A 17,420-nucleotide genomic window follows, 5' to 3' on the forward strand; every position below is an offset into this window, starting at 1 on the left:
TCAAGTAATACATCTTCTTACAGGGTAATACATCACGCATGAAGCCTTCTATTGTTGCTAAACTGGAAGCGTTACAAGAGCGCCATGAAGAAATTCAGGCGATGCTTGGCGATGCCACCGTGATCGCCGATCAGGAAAAATTTCGTAATCTCTCTCGTGAATATGCGCAGCTTTCTGATGTTTCTGCCTGTTACCTGACCTGGCGTCAGGCGCAAGAAAATTTGGCAGGCGCAGAAGAAATGCTGGCCGATCCTGAAATGCGCGAAATGGCGCAGGATGAAATCAAGCAGTGCCAAACCACGCTCGAAGAGCTGGAGCAACAGTTACAACTGTTGCTGTTACCTAAAGACCCTGATGATGAGCGCAGTTGCTTCCTTGAAGTGCGTGCCGGTACCGGCGGTGATGAAGCGGCAATTTTTGCCGGAGACCTGTTCCGCATGTACAGCCGTTACGCAGAAGGCCGTCGCTGGCGTGTTGAGCTGGTGAGCGCCAACGAAGGTGAGCACGGCGGTTATAAAGAAGTGATTGCTAAAGTGTCCGGTGAGGGCGCTTATGGGCAGTTCAAGTTTGAATCCGGTGGCCACCGCGTGCAGCGTGTACCAGAAACTGAATCTCAGGGACGTATCCACACTTCAGCTTGTACTGTGGCGGTGATGCCAGAGATCCCTGAAGCAGAATTGCCAGAGATCAATGCCGGTGATTTGCGTATTGATACCTTCCGCTCATCGGGCGCTGGTGGTCAGCACGTTAACACCACCGATTCTGCGATTCGTATTACTCACTTACCAACCGGTATTGTGGTCGAGTGTCAGGATGAACGTTCACAGCATAAAAACAAAGCCAAAGCGATGTCAGTGCTGGGCGCGCGTATTCGTGCTGCGGAAGTGGCTAAGCGCCAGATGGAAGAAGCATCAACCCGCCGTAATCTGTTAGGAAGCGGCGACCGTTCGGATCGTAACCGCACTTATAACTTCCCACAGGGAAGGGTGACCGATCACCGCATTAACTTGACCATTTATCGTTTGGACGAAGTGCTGGAAGGTAAGTTGGATTCGCTGATCCAACCTATCATTCAGGAATATCAAGCTGACCAGTTGGCGGCGTTGTCTGAGCAGGAGTAATAGTACGCATGGATTTTAAGCGTTGGCTGGCATTTGCCACAGGTCGTCTGGCCGGGGGCGAAAGCCCTAAGCGTGACGCTGAAATCCTGCTGGGTTTCGTCACTGGCTGTACGCGTACCTTTATTATGGCCTTTGGTGAAACCGTATTAAGTGCCTCGCAGCTGCAACAGCTCGAGGCATTATTGCAGCGTCGCGAGCAGGGCGAACCTATCGCCTATCTGACCGGTGAGCGCGAATTTTGGTCTTTACCGTTAAGCGTTTCTCCCGCCACGTTGATCCCCCGTCCTGATACCGAATGTTTGGTTGAGCAGGCGCTATTACGCTTGAGTTCTGCTGCGGTCAATATCGCGGATTTGGGTACCGGCACCGGCGCGATTGCATTAGCACTGGCCAGTGAGCGGCCTGATTGCCAGATTACCGGCGTGGATTTGCAACCCGATGCCGTAGCGCTGGCGCAGCATAATGCTGAAAAACTTAAGATAACCAACGCCCGTTTTGTGTGTGGCAGTTGGTTTACTCCGCTTGATGGGCAGCGTTTTCAGTTAATCGCCAGTAATCCTCCTTATATTGACGCCACCGATCCTCACCTTGTGCAAGGCGATGTACGCTTTGAACCGGCAAGTGCGTTGATTGCCGATGAGCAGGGGCTTAAGGATTTGGCCTATATTATCCAGACCGCGCCCGCCTATCTTGAAAAGTCTGGCTGGCTGCTGCTTGAGCATGGCTGGCAGCAGGGCGAAGTCGTACGTCAGTTGTTTGCCAACGCTGGCTATCAGCAGATAGAAACGGTAAAAGATTACGGCGATAACGATCGTGTGACCTTGGCTCAATGGGGAACCGAGCCGTAGTGCAGCATATGGACTGAATAGACACACAATAACTGCATTGCGCACAAAATGGACGTATTGCAATAAAGTCAAAAAAGTTAGCAGATGAGGGCACAGCAATGTCGACATTCTTATGGGTTAAAAATCTGCATATTGTCGTTATTATTTTGAGTATTTCTTTGTTTGTATTGCGTTTTTTCTGGATGTGGTCTGGTTCATCCATGTTGCAAAAGAAATGGGTGAAGATTACGCCACATATCAACGATACTGTGGTTCTGGTAAGTGGTTTCAGTTTGATGTTTCAGACCAGTACTTATCCGTTCTCTGCGGATGGAACATGGCTGACCGAAAAGCTTTTTGGCGTTATTATCTACATCGTCTTGGGCTTTATTGCGCTGAGCAAACGTCCTCGTAGCCAGAAAATTCGTTGGATTGCGTTTATCTTGGCGATGGGTTGCTTATATGTAGTGCTTAAGCTCGCGTTGACGAAAGTATCGTTATTTATGGGATAATTATGACCGCCATTGCTGATTTTGAATTCAATTCCGCTCCACTTAGCGACGGTGTCATCCTGGTAAGTCAGGTTATCCGTTTAGACTTTGAGACGGATAACGTGCAGCGTCAACTCCAGGAGTTGGTGGATGAAGCACGCCGCCTTGTTCCTGAAGATCTCCATCAGGACCAGCAACTTGAAGTCCTGATCGACCTGTTTTATCACACTTGGGGCTTTGCTGGCGCAGGTGGGGTTTATTTACTGTCCGAAGCGATTTGGCTGGATAAAGTATTAGCGACACGCCGTGGAACGCCTGTTTCTCTTGGCGTGATATTCTTGCATATCGCCCATGCGTTAGAGCTGCCTTTGATGCCGGTGATTTTCCCGACGCAGCTTATCTTGCGAGCCGATTGGATGGATGAAGAGATGTGGTTGATCAATCCAATCAACGGTGAAACGCTGAACGAACATGTTTTGGAAATTTGGCTGAAAGGTAATTTGGGCGTTAGCGCTGAAATTGAAGATGACGACCTTGAAGAAGCCGAACATTCCGTTATCGTGCAAAAGATGCTCGATACTCTTAAAGCGGCGTTAATGGAAGAAAAGCAGATGGAAATGGCGCTGCGTGCTAGCCAGACCGTATTGCAATTTGATCCGGAAGATCCGTATGAAATCCGCGACCGTGGTTTGATTTATGCCCAACTTGGCTGTAATCACATCGCCATTTCAGACTTAAACTATTTTATTGAACAGTGTCCAGAAGACCCGATTTCTGAAGTGATAAAGCTACAGATTCATTCAATTGAAGATCACCAGGTCGTTTTACACTGAGTCTGTTCTTCGCTATCTCTGTACTATTTCTCCGCCTTTGTGGCAGAGAGAATTTTAATTAATACCGATAAGGCCAACGCATGAAACATAAAGTGGTTAGCATTCAGGACATCAAAGTAGCAAACGATCTGCCGTTCGTTTTATTTGGCGGCATGAACGTGCTGGAATCTCGTGATATGGCAATGCGGGTTTGTGAGCATTACGTCACCGTGACCCAGAAGCTCGGTATCCCTTATGTGTTTAAAGCCTCTTTTGATAAAGCTAACCGCTCTTCAATCCACTCTTACCGTGGGCCGGGTCTGGAAGCAGGGATGAAGATCTTCCAAGAGTTGAAAGAGACGTTTGGCGTGAAAATCATCACCGACGTGCATGAAAGCTGGCAGGCACAGCCTGTTGCCGATGTTGTTGACGTTATTCAATTACCTGCTTTCCTGGCACGTCAAACCGACTTGGTTGAAGCTATGGCGAAAACCGGCGCTGTCATCAACGTAAAAAAACCACAGTTTGTTAGCCCGGGCCAGATGGGGAATATCGTTGATAAGTTCAAAGAAGGCGGTAATGATCAGGTTATTCTATGCGATCGTGGCAGTAACTTTGGTTACGACAATCTGGTTGTCGATATGCTGGGTATGAATGTAATGATTAACGCGACCGGCGGTCACCCAGTGATCTTCGACGTGACCCACGCTCTGCAAACCCGTGACCCATTCGGCGCTGCGTCAGGCGGCCGTCGTGCGCAGGTTGCCGAGCTGGCACGTGCAGGCATGGCAGTGGGTATCGCAGGTCTATTTATCGAAGCACACGAAGACCCGGCTAACGCTAAATGCGACGGTCCTTCAGCATTGCCGCTCGATAAACTAGAACCGTTCCTGGTGCAAATGAAAGCCATCGACGACTTAGTCAAAAGCTTCCCAGCGCTAGACACCAGCAAGTAACAACATTGCTGAGTGATTTTAAAAGGCGACCTCGAGTCGCCTTTTGCATTTCTACTATGTTGATCTGTTGACCTTGACCTTCAATAGCGCATCTTGCCGTTCGCGTTCGGCAACGCTGCATATTCACAATGTATTGATAAGCGACCGAACGTGCACCGTTCTACTAGAATACGTAGGTATCAAACGAGGAGGTCCCGCAATGGCTCCTTCTATTGCTATTGCCCCAAAACGAAAAAAGGCCCTGATTTTCATCAGGACCTTTTTCGAATATTTGGCGGTGAGAGAGGGGTTCGAACCCTCGATACACTTTCGCGTATACACACTTTCCAGGCGTGCTCCTTCAGCCACTCAGACACCTCACCGTGGCGTCACATCGCGTTAGCGGTGCAACGGGGCGCTACTATAGGGAGACAAGCGCAATGGGTCAAGAAGAATTTCTCGATAACCGCTCACTTGCTCAACCTGCCAGCGCATTGCCTGTTTCATCGCCAATTAATGCCCAAAAACAAACACCTCAGCCTATCTTTTGACCTTGACCTTCATCTTTTGACTTTGACCTTCAATAGCGCATCTTATCGGCCAAGCGAACGAATGAGGCCAGGGGAAATCGGCCATGGACCGGCCGATTTAGGTTGAGCCGGGCAGGACGCCCGTCCCAGCCGACCCGACAGGCCGAAGTAGTAAGCGCGGGCAGTCGCGCAGCGACCCGATAAGCTAAGCGCAGGCGTTGGGTGCAGGGGCTTTCGCCCTAAAACCCTTGCCGGTCGCGTTCGCCAACACTGACATATTCGAATGTAGAGAAAAGCGACCGAACGTACACCGTTCTTATAGAAATACTGAATAATGTATATAAGGAGATCCCGCAATGGCTCCTTCTATTGCTATCTATTGCTATTGCCCCAAAACGAAAAAAGGCCCTGATTTTCATCAGGACCTTTTTTCGAATATTTGGCGGTGAGAGAGGGGTTCGAACCCTCGATACACTTTCGCGTATACACACTTTCCAGGCGTGCTCCTTCAGCCACTCAGACACCTCACCGTATGATTGAGTACACTCGCGTGCTGCTCAATCGGCGCTAATGTAGGGAAAACTGCTCTGTCCGTCAACACTCTTTTCATCTAATCCTTTCAATGAGACAAACTTAAAGCAATTTGCTGATTTACAGAGCAAAAATTGCTTTAGCTATGAGCGTTGTTATCGATGGCTAAAGGAAGGGTAAATGCAATAAGACGGTTTTTTATGCTGCTGAATACCGATTTAAGGCAGCATAAAATACAGCCATTGTTGATCTAGAAACATTTAGTACCGTATTAAAAGCAGAAAACTATTTAGTCATAGCAAGTATAGGACTAGAATCTTGCGGATTTTTACTTTAAAGCGGTTCATTTTTGCCAAGGCTATTTTTACCGAGCCTATTTGTTTATACAGAAAGTAGTACAGGGGTTTCTTTTGAATCATTCTACAAACACAACACCACAAAAACATCGCACTGCAATCCCATCAGGGGCAGGCACACTATTCTTCATCCAGACATTTGCCACGCTTGGCTTCGCCGTGCTGTATTCCACACTGGTACTGTATGCGACCAAAAAGCTCGGTTTCAGTGAGGCAGATGCCGATGCCATCATGGGCGTATTTGGGGCATTCAATTACGGCCTGCATATGTTCGGCGGCTATCTCGGTGGGCGCTATCTTAGCAACCGTAACCTGTTCGTGCTTGGCATGGTATTGCAGGTACTGGGCTGTGGCTTGATTGCGATGGAGGGCGTTTGGGGGCTGTATTGGGGGCTGGCGATGTTCCTGACCGGCAGCGGCCTTAACGTGACCTGTTTGAACATGATGCTGACTCAGCGCTTTGCGCCAGATGACAACCGTCGCGAATCCGCTTTCCTATGGAACTACGCCGGGATGAACCTCGGTTTCTTCATAGGTTTTGCGGTCGCCGGTTATTATCAGCTGAGCGATAACTACCGTGCACTGTTCCTGTTTGCCACGCTGGGAAATATTGCGGCAATTATAGTGACAATGTCACGTTGGAATATCCTCAAAGATATCAATACCCCGCTGATTGAAGTTGGCCGCAGCCAGTTTATCCGCCGTATGTTGATAGGTATTGCCATTCTGATTGTGCTGGTACCGATTATCCGCGTATTGCTGACCCACGCTGCATTTAGTAGCTATTTCGTCGTGGTGTTGGGCGGGTTGATTTTCCTGGCAATGGGCGTGGTCACGTATCGCCATCGCGAAGCCGAAGAGCGCCGCAAAATGGGGGCGTATCTCATTCTGGCCGCCGGTTCTCTGGTGTTCTGGACGCTGTACCAGCTCGCGCCTATGGGCCTGATGTTGTTCTCTGAAAACAATATTAACCTGAATGTCTATGGTATCCGCATTGCGCCACAATGGATTCAGGACATTAACACTGTAGTGATTGTTATCGGTGGCCCGCTGATGGCGTGGTGGTTTAACCGTCTGCGTAATCGCGGCTGGCGTATTGATATCCCACTGCAATTCTCTGGCGCTTTGTTCTTCATTGGTTTGGGGATGCTGGTGCTGCCGTGGGGTATTAGCCTGGCGCAAAGCGATGGTTTGGTTGCCTTTAAATGGATCTTCATCAGCTACATCTTACAGAGTATCGGTGAATTACTGATCTCACCTATCGGTTACGCAATGATTGGTAAGCTCGCGCCGACCCGCTACCAAGGTGTCATGATGGGCTGCTGGATGATGGTAACTGGCGTTGGTTCGGTACTGGCCAGCTATATCTCTGGCTTGATGCCAACCAACACCGGCAGCACTCCGGTGCTGACTAACCCTGGTTACAGCTCCGTGTTTAGCGCATTGGGTTGGGGATCGGTGGCGACCGGCGTCGTGTTGCTGGTGCTTATCCCGCTGCTGCGTCGTTTGATTCAACAACGCGCTGCTGCCTGATAGCTGAGTCCAGATCCCTTTGCGTTATTTTGCGAAGTAAGCCCTGTTCATCAGGGCTTTTTTTTTGCACAAAAGGTTGCATCTAAATGCTATTCGTTGAAATCTAACGGGGCTAAGGAGGCAACCGATGAACATTATTCTCTATACCCCTAAATCTGATAATAAAGAATGGATCGATGGCATTAGCAAACGTCTGCCTAACGCCAAGATTCGAGCCTGGCATCCTGAAGATAAAGAACACGCTGATTACGCATTAGTTTGGCGACCGCCGCATGACATGCTGGCATCACGCACCTCACTGAAAGGCATTTTTGTACTAGGCGCAGGCGTTGATGCGTTACTGAGCCAGGAGCAACAACAGCCAGGAACCCTGCCAGCAGGCGTGCCGCTGATGCGTCTGGAAGATACCGGTATGGCGTTACAAATGCAGGAGTACACGCTGGCTACCGTCTTACGCTACTTCCGCCGCCTCGATGAATATCAATTATTGCAGCAGCAAAAACAGTGGAAACCGTTGGTGGCGCATCAACGCGAAAATTTCACGATTGGTATTCTTGGCGCAGGTGTCCTGGGTACACAGGTTGCGCAAAAGTTAGTTGAATTAGGCTTTAACGTCAGAGGCTGGAGCCGCAGCGCCAAAAATATTCCCGATGTTGAAAGCTTCCACGGTGCTGAACAACTGCATAAATTTGCCAGCGGCTGTAAATTACTGATTAATCTTCTGCCGAATACGCCACAAACCGTTGGCATTCTTAACCAGACGCTTTTCAATGCCTTACCGCGCCATGCTTATTTGATTAACCTTGGCCGAGGGATGCAATTGGTTGAAGGCGACCTGTTAAATGCCTTACAGCATGGGCAAATTGCCGCCGCCACGTTGGATGTGTTTATTGAAGAACCTTTACCTTCCATGCACCCATTTTGGTCACATCCACGTGTTAGCATCACTCCGCATATCGGTGCCGACACGCGTCCAGAGCTGGCGATGGACAACATCGTTGCCAATATTCAGGCGATAGAAGCAGGGCGCGAACCGGTAGGATTGGTGGATAGAGCGCGAGGGTATTAATTTACCGACTACTTACCGAGCATTAAGCATTAACAGTGCGTAACGTTTCTTTAGCCAGCATCCCGTTGCTGGCTAAACGTACCCAGGAGAAAATATGTACCCGGTTGATTTACACATGCACACCGTTGCCAGTACCCACGCATATAGCACGTTACATGACTATATTGCCGAAGCAGAACAAAAAGGCATCAAGCTATTTGCGATCACCGATCATGGCCCGGATATGGCTGATGCACCGCATTATTGGCATTTTATGAATACCCACGTTTGGCCGCGCGTAGTTAATGGGGTCGGCATTTTGCGTGGTATCGAATCCAACATTAAAAATATTAATGGCGATATCGATTGTACTGGCGTGATGCTTGATCATATCGACGTGGTTATCGCCGGTTTTCATGAGCCAGTGATGCCGCCACAGGATAAAGATACGCATACTAAAGCGATGATTGCTGCGATGGCCGGTGGGGATGTGCATATTATTAGCCATCCTGGCAATCCACGTTATCCGGTCGATATTCCGGCGATTGCAGCAGCGGCTGCTAAGTATAATGTAGCGTTGGAACTTAATAACTCGTCCTTTACACATTCTCGTAAAGGCAGCGAGCCTAATTGCCGCGCGATTGCTGCGGCTGTAAAAGAGGCTGGTGGCTGGTTAGCGCTGGGGTCGGATTCTCATATTGCTTACTCGATGGGTGGTTTTGAGCATTGTGAACGTATTCTGCGTGAGGTCGATTTCCCTGAAGATCGTATTCTCAACGTCAGTCCGCGCCGATTCCTTGATTTCCTTGAGGGGAGAGGCCGTCCTGCCATTGCAGAATTCGCTCAGTTGTGACATTGTCACGCAAAATTTAATACGTATTACTCTGTATCGGCTAATGTTATAGCTGGTCTCACAAGTGGATTGTCATCATGAACGAATTTTCCATCGTCTGTCGCGTGTTAGGCACGCTGTTTTATCGCCAGCCGCAAGACCCGTTGTTGGAGCCGTTATTTGCCCTGATTCAATCGGGAAAATTGCGGGAGCATTGGCCGTTAGAGCAAGACGCACTGTTGGTGCGTTTGCAGGAAAGTGCCAATCCACAAGCGTTGGCAACAGAGTTTAACCACTTGTTCGTGGGGACCGAGTGCGCGGTATCGCCGTATCGTAGCGATTACGTGGAGCATGCCAATGAGCTTGAAGTCAGAAGCTTTTTACAACAACGTGGCATGCCGCTCGGTGATACACCTGCCGATCATTTCGGTTCTTTACTGTTAGCGGCTTCCTGGCTAGAAGATCAGTCGCAGGAAGATGAGGCTCAGGCGCAGATTACTCTGTTTGATGATTATCTCTTCCCATGGTGCGGTAAATTCTTGGGCAAAGTTGAAGCACATGCGACCAGCGGCTTTTATCGTACGTTGTCTGAGATCAGCCGTGAAGCATTGCAGGCAATGCGTGATGAGCTGGAAGAATCATTGCCAGACGATATTGATGATGATGCTGATGACGAGCAATAAGCGTTAGCCCTATTCTTTAGCAAAAAGCTTGGCATAAAAAAGCCCGCGACTTAAATTCGCGGGCTTTATCATTAATAGGGGATAAAAACTAATCAGTGAACGGGATCACCAGTTGGCCCGGCTGTACTTCAATCCCTTTCGCCAGTTTTTTCGCCAGCGCTTCGGTTTTACTGCGATCGCCATCTAATACATAAACTGGTTTTTGATCGAAATAGGATTTCAGTGAACGATTAAGATATGGCATCAGATTCTGCATCACCGACTGCATTTTCTCTGGCTGTATGGTGTAATCCGTCACTTCCATATCTTTCATGAAAATCGCACCCTGTGCTTTATCAAAACTCGGGGTCGCTTTTAACGTCAGCACCATATTGGCTTTCTGTGCGCCAAACAGCGAAGAAATATCGACATCGGCATGGCCTGACAGGGTGATTTTACCCGGCTCTGCGCGGCCAATCTGGCTGGTTAAATCGGTCAGCGTAATGCGTGCATCCACCAAACCGGGAACGCCAAGCTGTTTCTGATAATCGTTATGTTTTTGCAGATACTCGTTAACTTGCTGCTCACTCAATGTGTATTGCGTCAACTGGTTGCAACCGACCAACAGGCCGGTAAAAATCAGGGCAGCCGCCCCTAAAAATAACTTTCTCATTACTTCCTCTTAGACGTAGTTCACCTGAGTTAACTGGTTCTGAACGGTAGGAATAGCTCCTTGGCACGATGCCAGCGGCTAAGGATGCCTTATTTTCGCCGATGAGGCCAATCAGACATCGCTGATTTATGCCACATAAAAGCTTATAGCTCAGTAATGTCGAGATGCCGTCAACCTGCGGCGATACCACAAGAAGATGAGAATTAGCCGCCGTTTAACATTGCCGGCTCTATCCGCCGCAAATGAAACTGCCAGTACAGTGCGGTTAACGTCAGCAGACCAACAATCCCTAATAGAAGCCAGGGTAATTGCGGGAGCTGCAATGCACGCCCGGTGTCATACATCCAGCCTCCGCCGGTATAACCAATCACCCCTCCCAAGGCGAGGCCCAAGCGGCTAAAGCCCATATAACTGCCGCGGGCTCGTGCATCGGCCAATGACGCGCTCAGCGTTTCTCGCGCCGGCTCAGCAATAATTGAACCGATATAGAAAAAACCGATTAGCAGCAGCAATGGATTTAGGCTACTTACCATGCCAACAGGGATCAGGCTTAATGTCATGATTAACAATCCAAACATTAAGCGTTGCTCCAGGCTAAAGCGTTTCTCACTCCAACGAGCGATAGGATAAAGCAGCGTCAGGGATAGCGTGGCTTCTATGGCGTACATCCATTTCACGGCGGCAGGCGAGCCGGAGATATCGTTGACCACGATAGGCAGCATCAGCATCACCTGTACGGCCAACATATAGTAACCGGTCAGCGTCAGCACATAAGCGATAAAGCGTTTATCGCGCAGGACATACAGCATTCCTTGGCGCATTGGCGTTCGGGTGGTTGAGATGCGATAAGCGGGCAAGAACCAAGCGTTAGACAGCGCCGCCAAGACAAATATTGCCGCGCCGGTCCAGCAGACGAAATGAAAATTGTATTGCAGCAACCAACTGCCAATTAAGGCACCAATCACCGCGCCTGCGCTGTCTTGCATCATTAAGATGGAGTAAAAACGGCTGCGTTCATGCGGTCGGGTTAGCTTGATGACTAACGCGGTGCGCGGAGGATCGAACAACGTGCCGCCAATACCAGAAAGAATACAGGAACAGACCAGAATCCAGGGTTCATCAGCCAGTGCCATGGCGGCAAAACCGGCGGCACGCAGTAACATGCCTGTGATGATCATCGGTTTAGCACCAAAGCGGTCGGCAATGGCTCCACCGAAAATACCTAACCCTTGTTGAGTCAGTTGCCGCAGACCCAATGCTAAACCGACGGCCAGCGCAGCCCAACCTAACTGATCAACAAAACGAATGGAGATAAGGGGGAAAACCACAAAGAAGCCGAGTACAACCAGCGCATTATCTAATAACAGGAAGTATTTACCCAAGTTCCTTGCTTGTGATACCAGTGACATGCTGCACCCTGAATAGCACCTGTTCCGACAGGTGACTAAAATGTAAAAACAATTTAGCCAGTTTGAACCTTTCAATGCTAACTAGATAGTGCGCTATAGATAATATTTTTTTATCGTCAACCGATTAACACAGTGGCAAAATTATCGAAATATCGGGATATTATCCGCTGATTGCTGTGTTGATTTGTTGTAATGCTAGCGCGCTAAGTATTACGACGTCTAAAAGCGCTAAAATGACCGAAAGAAAGGCGCTTTTAGTGCTATCGGCGGATGAATAAAAGACCTGAGTATACGGGGACTATAAATGGTTCTTATCGACTCACCACACAACTCGCTGCTTGTCTGCACGAGTGTTGGCCGGGGATGCGCTTGATTGATTTGGAGGGAAGGGATGTTTGGCTATCGTTCTACAGCGCCAAAGGTAAGACTGACCACTGACCGTATGGTTGTACGCATGGTTTATGAGCGCGATGCGCATCGTTTGGCTGATTATTATGCTGAAAACCGGGCGTTTCTTAAACCCTGGGAGCCAATCCGCGATGAAAGCCACTGTTATCCCTCTGGTTGGCAAGCCCGGTTAGGGCTGATTAGCGAAATGCAAAAACAGGGCAGCGCTTACTATTTCATTCTGCTCGATCCTGATGAGAATCATATTAAAGGCGTGGCCAATTTTAGTAACGTGTTGCGCGGTTCCTTCCATGCTTGTTTCCTTGGATACTCACTCGGCGAACAGTGGCAAGGACAAGGACTGATGTACGAAGCGCTGCAATCTTTGATTCGTTATATGCAGCGGCAACAGCGCATGCACCGCATTATGGCCAACTACATGCCACATAATGAACGCAGTGGTAACTTATTGGCACGTTTGGGGTTTGAGCGTGAAGGTTATGCAAAAAACTACTTATTGATTGATGGGGTCTGGCAGGATCACGTCTTGACGGCTTTAACCGATCCGCAGTGGCAACCGCCGCGTTAATAATAAGCATAAGGGAAACGGATGAAATATTTACTTAGCCCCATTGAAGCGCGTGTTGTGGGTTGTTTGCTGGAAAAACAAATTACTACTCCTGAACAATATCCAATGTCATTAAATGGCCTGACCACGGCCTGTAATCAGAAAACCAACCGTGAGCCGGTGATGGAGTTGGCGGAATCGGAAGTGCAACAAACGCTGGATTTACTGCTGCGCAAACATATTATCCGCACTTTGAGCGGCAGCCGTACCATGAAATATGAGCATCGTTTCTGTAACTCGGAATTCGGTAATCTGAAGTTCTCCTCAGCAGAAGTCGCTACGGTTGCCACCTTATTATTGCGCGGCCCGCAAACCCCCGGCGAATTAAGAACTCGGACTAATCGCCTGCATGATTTTTCTGATGTGGCGGAGGTAGAGCAAACCTTGAACGCACTGGCTAATCGTGAAGACGGGCCGTTCTGCGTGCGTCTGGCGCGTGAGCCTGGCAAACGAGAAAGCCGTTATATGCACCTGTTTAGCGGCGAGGTTGAAACAGGGGGAGAAGATGCCCCGCTATTAACGCAACCTGCTTTTGGCGTTGCTGATGACAGCCTGCTTTTGCGGGTGAATGCGCTAGAAGCTGAAGTAGCAGAACTGCGCGAACGCCTCAATAACTTGCTAGAGATTGTCTCGGCACAAGGCGAGTAATAATAACTAACAACTGCCGGTAGCAATTGTGTTTTTGATGCATAGACTAACGGCTGGTTATCAACCGGTAAAGTATCGGGCTCTTAGAATCTGCCTAACGATGTAACGCCTGCGATTGCAGGCGTTACTGTGTCGTGCGGCCACAAGAATAAGTCACATGAATCTACTGAAATCTTTAGCTGCGGTCAGTTCAATGACCATGTTTTCACGTGTCCTCGGGTTTATCCGGGATGCCATTATGGCACGAGTCTTTGGTGCCGGAATGGCGACCGACGCCTTTTTCGTCGCGTTTAAGTTACCTAATTTGTTACGACGAATCTTTGCCGAAGGGGCATTCTCTCAGGCATTTGTGCCGATTCTGGCCGAATATAAAAACCAGAAGGGTGAAGAGGCAACGCGTACTTTTATTGCCTTTGTTTCGGGATTACTGACCTTAGTACTGGCGGCGATTACTTTGCTAGGGATGCTCGCCGCGCCGTGGGTGATTTTTGTGACTGCGCCCGGTTTTGCCGATACGCCGGATAAATTTGCGCTAACCACATCATTACTACGCATTACTTTCCCTTATATTTTGCTGATCTCGCTGGCATCGCTTGCTGGCGCGATACTCAATACCTGGAACCGCTTCTCGATTCCGGCTTTTGCCCCGACGTTTTTAAACGTCAGTATGATCTTATTTGCGCTGTTTGCCGCGCCGTATTTCCATCCACCAATGATGGCGATGGCGTGGGCGGTCGTTGCGGGTGGCGTGCTGCAACTCGGTTATCAACTGCCACACCTGAAAAAAATCGGCATGTTGGTCTTACCGCGCATCAATTTGAAAGATGCTGGCGTATGGCGAGTGATGCGCCAGATGGGGCCCGCTATTCTCGGGGTTTCTGTTAGCCAGATTTCACTGATCATCAACACCATTTTTGCCTCGTTCCTTGCGTCTGGTTCGGTATCCTGGATGTATTACGCTGACCGTTTGATGGAATTTCCATCCGGTGTGCTTGGCGTGGCGCTGGGTACCATTTTACTGCCGTCACTGTCGCGCAGCTTCTCTAGCGGTAACCACGCACAATACAATCGTTTGATGGATTGGGGCCTGCGTTTATGTTTCCTGTTGGCACTGCCAAGCTCGGTGGCCTTGGGGATTTTGGCTAAGCCGTTAACCGTTGCGCTGTTCCAGTATGGGAAATTTAGCGCTTTTGATGCCTCCATGACTCAACGGGCGTTAGTGGCTTACTCTGTTGGGTTGATGGGCTTAATCGTAGTGAAGGTGCTGGCACCGGGCTTCTACTCGCGTCAGGACATCAAAACGCCGGTTAAAATTGCTATTGTTACTTTGATCATGACTCAGGTAATGAACCTGATGTTTATTGGCCCGTTGAAACATGCCGGACTTTCGCTGTCGATTGGTTTGGCGGCCTGTTTAAATGCCGGACTGCTGTATTGGCAACTGCGTAAACAAGATATCTTCCAACCTCAGCCGGGCTGGGGTATTTTCCTGTTTAAATTACTGATTGCTGTGCTGACGATGTCAGCAGCCTTAATCGGCGTGATGACTCTGATGCCTGATTGGGAGCAGGGCGACATGATGATGCGTATGTTGCGCCTGGCCGTTGTTGTTGTGGCGGGCGTGGTGGCTTATTTCGCTATGTTGGGATTACTTGGCTTCCGGCCTCGTGAATTTGCTCGCCGTATAGATTAATGCGCCTTACTTTGTAATATCCCGCCAAATCATGCCCGGCGGTCACTTTGCGGGGAGTCAGTAATGACTTTTTTGGAAGAAAATGTGACTGTCCGGGCATTTAATACAATAGGATACAAAGCCAATATATCGCCCATCAGCGCTGCGTTACACTCTGAATAATGACATCAGTAACAACGCTCAATGCTGGACGTATAAATGGAACATGTAGACCACATTCTTATTGTTGATGACGATCGCGATATCCGCGATTTAATCGCCGATTACCTGAAAAAAAACGGCCTGCGCGTAACGGTTGCTGCTAACGGCAAACAGATGCGCGCGCTATTAGACACCACGCCGATTGATCTTGTGGTGTTGGACGTCATGATGCCGGGCGATGATGGATTAACGCTGTGTCGAGAAATGCGCAGCGGTAAACATAAAGCGATACCGGTATTAATGCTCACGGCGCGCAGTGAAGAGACTGACCGCATTATTGGTTTGGAAATGGGGGCGGATGACTACCTGATCAAACCTTTTGTCGCGCGTGAGCTGCTGGCAAGAATCAAAGCGATTTTACGCCGTACCCGCATGTTACCGCCTAATTTAGTGGTCACCGAAGCCGGGCGCATATTAGCTTTTGGCAGTTGGAAGCTCGATACTTCAGCACGCCATTTATTAGATCCCGATGGCGTGGTCGTGGCTCTAAGCGGCGCCGAGTATCGACTGCTGCGCGTCTTCCTCGACCATCCTCAGCGAGTGCTCAATCGCGATCAACTGTTGAATTTGACACAAGGGCGCGATGCCGAACTGTTTGAACGCTCGATTGACTTGCTGGTGAGCCGTGTGCGTCAACGCTTAAATGATGGCGCGCGCGATCAAACCTATATCAAAACGGTGCGCAGCGAAGGCTATGTCTTTTCTATGCCGGTAGAAATCTGTGAGGCTTATCAATGAGGTTATGGCCACGAACCTTGCTTTCCCGCCTTTCCCTAATATTTCTGCTGGGATTGTTACTGGCGAATGGCCTGTCATTAAGCCTGGTGTTATACGAACGCATGGAAAGCGCGAAAACGGTCATGATCGATAATATGGAGTTCGACGTTGCCACCAGCGTGGCGATTATCGACCGACTCCCTGCCGCTGAGCGCCCGGCGTGGATTGAACGCTTGGGACGCGGTAACTATCATTACTTGCTCAGCGCCGGACAGAGCGGCAACTATCCTACGACCCCGCATTCTCGTGAAGCGGCTAAAACATTAATTAATGCGCTTGGCGACAAATACAGGGTAAAGATCAATTCGATTGCCGATAAGCAAGTACATCTTCAGGCGCATTTAATCCTCCGCGACGGCTCGCCGCTAACCATTGATTTGAAACCCCATCCAGTGAGTGTCGCCAATTGGTTACCCGTGGTGTTGATGGCGCAATTACTATTGTTATGCGTATGTTCATGGTTTGCCGTGCGTCTGGCGGTGCGTCCTTTAACCGCATTGACTTCAGCCGCCGAATCTCTTGACCCTAATATGTTGATGTCGAGCAAGATGAATGAAAAGGGACCGATGGAGGTGCGCTATGCGGCGCGGGCATTTAATGCCATGCAAGAGCGTATCAATACCCATCTGAAAGAGCGTGCGCATATTCTGGCGTCGATCTCTCATGACCTGCAAACCCCTATTACCCGGATGAAGCTGCGTGCGGAGTTGGCTGACCAGCCTGAATTGCGCGACAAACTGCTACAAGATTTAGATGAGATGACGCATCTAGTCCGTGAAGGTATCGCCTATGCTCGCACCTCGGAAAGCGTAGAAGAGAAAGCCTTAAATATTAACGTCGATGCGTTTATCAACAGTCTGGTATGTGACTATCAGGATATAGGCAAAGCGGTATCGTTGCACGGTGAAACCGGGCAATTGCTGCTGACGCGGCCCAAAGCGTTGCGGAGGGTGCTGAGTAATCTTATCGATAATGCACTGAAATTCGCGGGTAGTGCCGAAGTGGCTATCAAGCCATTAGCAGACAATGATATTGATATTGTCATTACCGACCGTGGCCCGGGTATTCCTGATGCCGAGCTTGAAGCGGTACTTCAACCTTTCTATCGCGTCGAAAGTTCTCGCAATCGTGATACCGGCGGAACCGGGCTCGGCCTGGCGATTGCCCAGCAACTGGCACATGCCATTGGCGGAAATTTAACGCTGTCCAATCGCAATGGCGGTGGTTTGTTGGTCAGCGTGCGTGTTTCCAATTTAAACTGAGATGATTAGATCTATGTATCACAGTGTAATTACCCCGCGATGACATCCAAACGCATACAATTCC

At 49.3% G+C, this 17,420-nt stretch carries 16 protein-coding genes and 2 tRNA genes; 14 read left to right on the plus strand and 4 right to left on the minus strand.

Annotation, left to right across the window (positions count from 1 at the left end):
* Positions 1–38: 38 nt before the first annotated feature.
* From prfA to kdsA, 5 genes are all read left to right on the plus strand, one after another.
* Positions 39–1,121 carry a peptide chain release factor 1 gene (gene prfA, locus ACL9RG_RS10925; protein WP_422792642.1) on the plus strand — a complete coding sequence of 361 codons (1,083 nt, stop codon included), beginning with the start codon at positions 39–41 and terminating at the stop codon, positions 1,119–1,121.
* A gap of 8 nt (positions 1,122–1,129) precedes the next feature.
* Entirely contained in the window at positions 1,130–1,969 is an 840-nt protein-coding gene (prmC, locus tag ACL9RG_RS10930; RefSeq protein WP_422792643.1) for a peptide chain release factor N(5)-glutamine methyltransferase, read from the plus strand.
* 98 nt (positions 1,970–2,067) lie between these two features.
* Positions 2,068–2,460 carry a SirB2 family protein gene (locus tag ACL9RG_RS10935; RefSeq protein ID WP_422792644.1) on the plus strand — a complete coding sequence of 131 codons (393 nt, stop codon included), beginning with the start codon at positions 2,068–2,070 and terminating at the stop codon, positions 2,458–2,460.
* A 2-nt stretch (positions 2,461–2,462) separates the two neighbouring features.
* Entirely contained in the window at positions 2,463–3,272 is an 810-nt protein-coding gene (gene sirB1 / locus ACL9RG_RS10940) for an invasion regulator SirB1 (protein ID WP_422792645.1), read from the plus strand.
* 80 nt (positions 3,273–3,352) lie between these two features.
* Entirely contained in the window at positions 3,353–4,207 is an 855-nt protein-coding gene (gene kdsA, locus ACL9RG_RS10945) for a 3-deoxy-8-phosphooctulonate synthase (RefSeq protein WP_422792646.1), read from the plus strand.
* Between the two features lie 272 nt (positions 4,208–4,479).
* On the opposite strand, the gene ACL9RG_RS10950 is transcribed toward kdsA, so the two are convergent.
* Together ACL9RG_RS10950 and ACL9RG_RS10955 are read right to left on the minus strand one after the other, a co-directional pair.
* A tRNA-Ser gene (locus ACL9RG_RS10950) sits at positions 4,480–4,569 on the minus strand.
* 587 nt (positions 4,570–5,156) lie between these two features.
* Positions 5,157–5,246 (minus strand) — tRNA-Ser (locus ACL9RG_RS10955).
* A 411-nt stretch (positions 5,247–5,657) separates the two neighbouring features.
* Between ACL9RG_RS10955 and ACL9RG_RS10960 the strand changes: the two genes are divergently transcribed.
* The 4 genes from ACL9RG_RS10960 to ACL9RG_RS10975 all read left to right on the plus strand — a co-directional run bounded on the left by ACL9RG_RS10960 (position 5,658) and on the right by ACL9RG_RS10975 (position 9,699).
* Positions 5,658–7,136 (plus strand): peptide MFS transporter, encoded by a 1,479-nt coding sequence (locus ACL9RG_RS10960; RefSeq protein WP_422792647.1) that lies wholly within the window; start codon positions 5,658–5,660, stop codon positions 7,134–7,136.
* Between the two features lie 127 nt (positions 7,137–7,263).
* Positions 7,264–8,205, plus strand: coding sequence for a glyoxylate/hydroxypyruvate reductase GhrA (gene ghrA, locus ACL9RG_RS10965; RefSeq protein ID WP_422792648.1), 942 nt, complete (start codon positions 7,264–7,266; stop codon positions 8,203–8,205).
* Positions 8,206–8,299: 94 nt separating this feature from the next.
* A complete protein-coding gene (locus ACL9RG_RS10970; RefSeq protein ID WP_422792649.1) occupies positions 8,300–9,037 on the plus strand; it encodes a phosphatase in 738 nt (245 codons plus the stop codon).
* Positions 9,038–9,114: 77 nt separating this feature from the next.
* Positions 9,115–9,699, plus strand: a complete 585-nt coding sequence (locus ACL9RG_RS10975; protein ID WP_422792650.1) for a TorD/DmsD family molecular chaperone — start codon at positions 9,115–9,117, stop codon at positions 9,697–9,699.
* Between the two features lie 88 nt (positions 9,700–9,787).
* Here the strand turns inward: ACL9RG_RS10975 and ACL9RG_RS10980 are convergent, their stop codons facing one another.
* Together ACL9RG_RS10980 and mdtH are read right to left on the minus strand one after the other, a co-directional pair.
* On the minus strand, positions 9,788–10,351 hold the full coding sequence (locus tag ACL9RG_RS10980; RefSeq protein ID WP_422792651.1) for a lipoprotein: 564 nt from the start codon (positions 10,349–10,351) through the stop codon (positions 9,788–9,790).
* 203 nt (positions 10,352–10,554) lie between these two features.
* The gene (gene mdtH, locus ACL9RG_RS10985; protein ID WP_422792652.1) at positions 10,555–11,760 is read right to left on the minus strand and encodes a multidrug efflux MFS transporter MdtH; all 1,206 of its coding nucleotides are present in this window, start codon (positions 11,758–11,760) and stop codon (positions 10,555–10,557) included.
* 391 nt (positions 11,761–12,151) lie between these two features.
* Between mdtH and rimJ the strand changes: the two genes are divergently transcribed.
* From rimJ to ACL9RG_RS11010, 5 genes are all read left to right on the plus strand, one after another.
* A complete protein-coding gene (rimJ, locus tag ACL9RG_RS10990; protein WP_422792653.1) occupies positions 12,152–12,736 on the plus strand; it encodes a ribosomal protein S5-alanine N-acetyltransferase in 585 nt (194 codons plus the stop codon).
* Positions 12,737–12,757: 21 nt separating this feature from the next.
* Entirely contained in the window at positions 12,758–13,423 is a 666-nt protein-coding gene (locus ACL9RG_RS10995) for a DUF480 domain-containing protein (protein ID WP_422792654.1), read from the plus strand.
* Positions 13,424–13,580: 157 nt separating this feature from the next.
* On the plus strand, positions 13,581–15,116 hold the full coding sequence (gene murJ, locus ACL9RG_RS11000) for a murein biosynthesis integral membrane protein MurJ (RefSeq protein ID WP_422792655.1): 1,536 nt from the start codon (positions 13,581–13,583) through the stop codon (positions 15,114–15,116).
* Positions 15,117–15,314: 198 nt separating this feature from the next.
* Entirely contained in the window at positions 15,315–16,055 is a 741-nt protein-coding gene (locus tag ACL9RG_RS11005; protein ID WP_422792656.1) for a response regulator, read from the plus strand.
* A complete protein-coding gene (locus tag ACL9RG_RS11010; RefSeq protein WP_422792657.1) occupies positions 16,052–17,356 on the plus strand; it encodes an ATP-binding protein in 1,305 nt (434 codons plus the stop codon). Before ACL9RG_RS11005 ends, ACL9RG_RS11010 begins: the two co-directional genes overlap by 4 nt.
* Positions 17,357–17,420 lie beyond the last annotated feature (64 nt).

Source organism: Rouxiella sp. Mn2063 (assembly GCF_049319665.1).
In the GTDB taxonomy this organism is placed as follows: Bacteria; Pseudomonadota; Gammaproteobacteria; order Enterobacterales; family Enterobacteriaceae; genus JBMOUD01.

Coding starts and splice junctions, on each gene's coding strand:
- prfA (WP_422792642.1), top strand. CDS start 39: ATGAAGCCTTCTATTGTTGCTAAACTGGAAGCGTTACAAGAGCGCCAT.
- prmC (WP_422792643.1), top strand. CDS start 1,130: ATGGATTTTAAGCGTTGGCTGGCATTTGCCACAGGTCGTCTGGCCGGG.
- ACL9RG_RS10935 (WP_422792644.1), top strand. CDS start 2,068: ATGTCGACATTCTTATGGGTTAAAAATCTGCATATTGTCGTTATTATT.
- sirB1 (WP_422792645.1), top strand. CDS start 2,463: ATGACCGCCATTGCTGATTTTGAATTCAATTCCGCTCCACTTAGCGAC.
- kdsA (WP_422792646.1), top strand. CDS start 3,353: ATGAAACATAAAGTGGTTAGCATTCAGGACATCAAAGTAGCAAACGAT.
- ghrA (WP_422792648.1), top strand. CDS start 7,264: ATGAACATTATTCTCTATACCCCTAAATCTGATAATAAAGAATGGATC.
- ACL9RG_RS10970 (WP_422792649.1), top strand. CDS start 8,300: ATGTACCCGGTTGATTTACACATGCACACCGTTGCCAGTACCCACGCA.
- ACL9RG_RS10975 (WP_422792650.1), top strand. CDS start 9,115: ATGAACGAATTTTCCATCGTCTGTCGCGTGTTAGGCACGCTGTTTTAT.
- ACL9RG_RS10980 (WP_422792651.1), bottom strand. CDS start 10,351: ATGAGAAAGTTATTTTTAGGGGCGGCTGCCCTGATTTTTACCGGCCTG.
- mdtH (WP_422792652.1), bottom strand. CDS start 11,760: ATGTCACTGGTATCACAAGCAAGGAACTTGGGTAAATACTTCCTGTTA.
- rimJ (WP_422792653.1), top strand. CDS start 12,152: ATGTTTGGCTATCGTTCTACAGCGCCAAAGGTAAGACTGACCACTGAC.
- ACL9RG_RS10995 (WP_422792654.1), top strand. CDS start 12,758: ATGAAATATTTACTTAGCCCCATTGAAGCGCGTGTTGTGGGTTGTTTG.
- murJ (WP_422792655.1), top strand. CDS start 13,581: ATGAATCTACTGAAATCTTTAGCTGCGGTCAGTTCAATGACCATGTTT.
- ACL9RG_RS11005 (WP_422792656.1), top strand. CDS start 15,315: ATGGAACATGTAGACCACATTCTTATTGTTGATGACGATCGCGATATC.
- ACL9RG_RS11010 (WP_422792657.1), top strand. CDS start 16,052: ATGAGGTTATGGCCACGAACCTTGCTTTCCCGCCTTTCCCTAATATTT.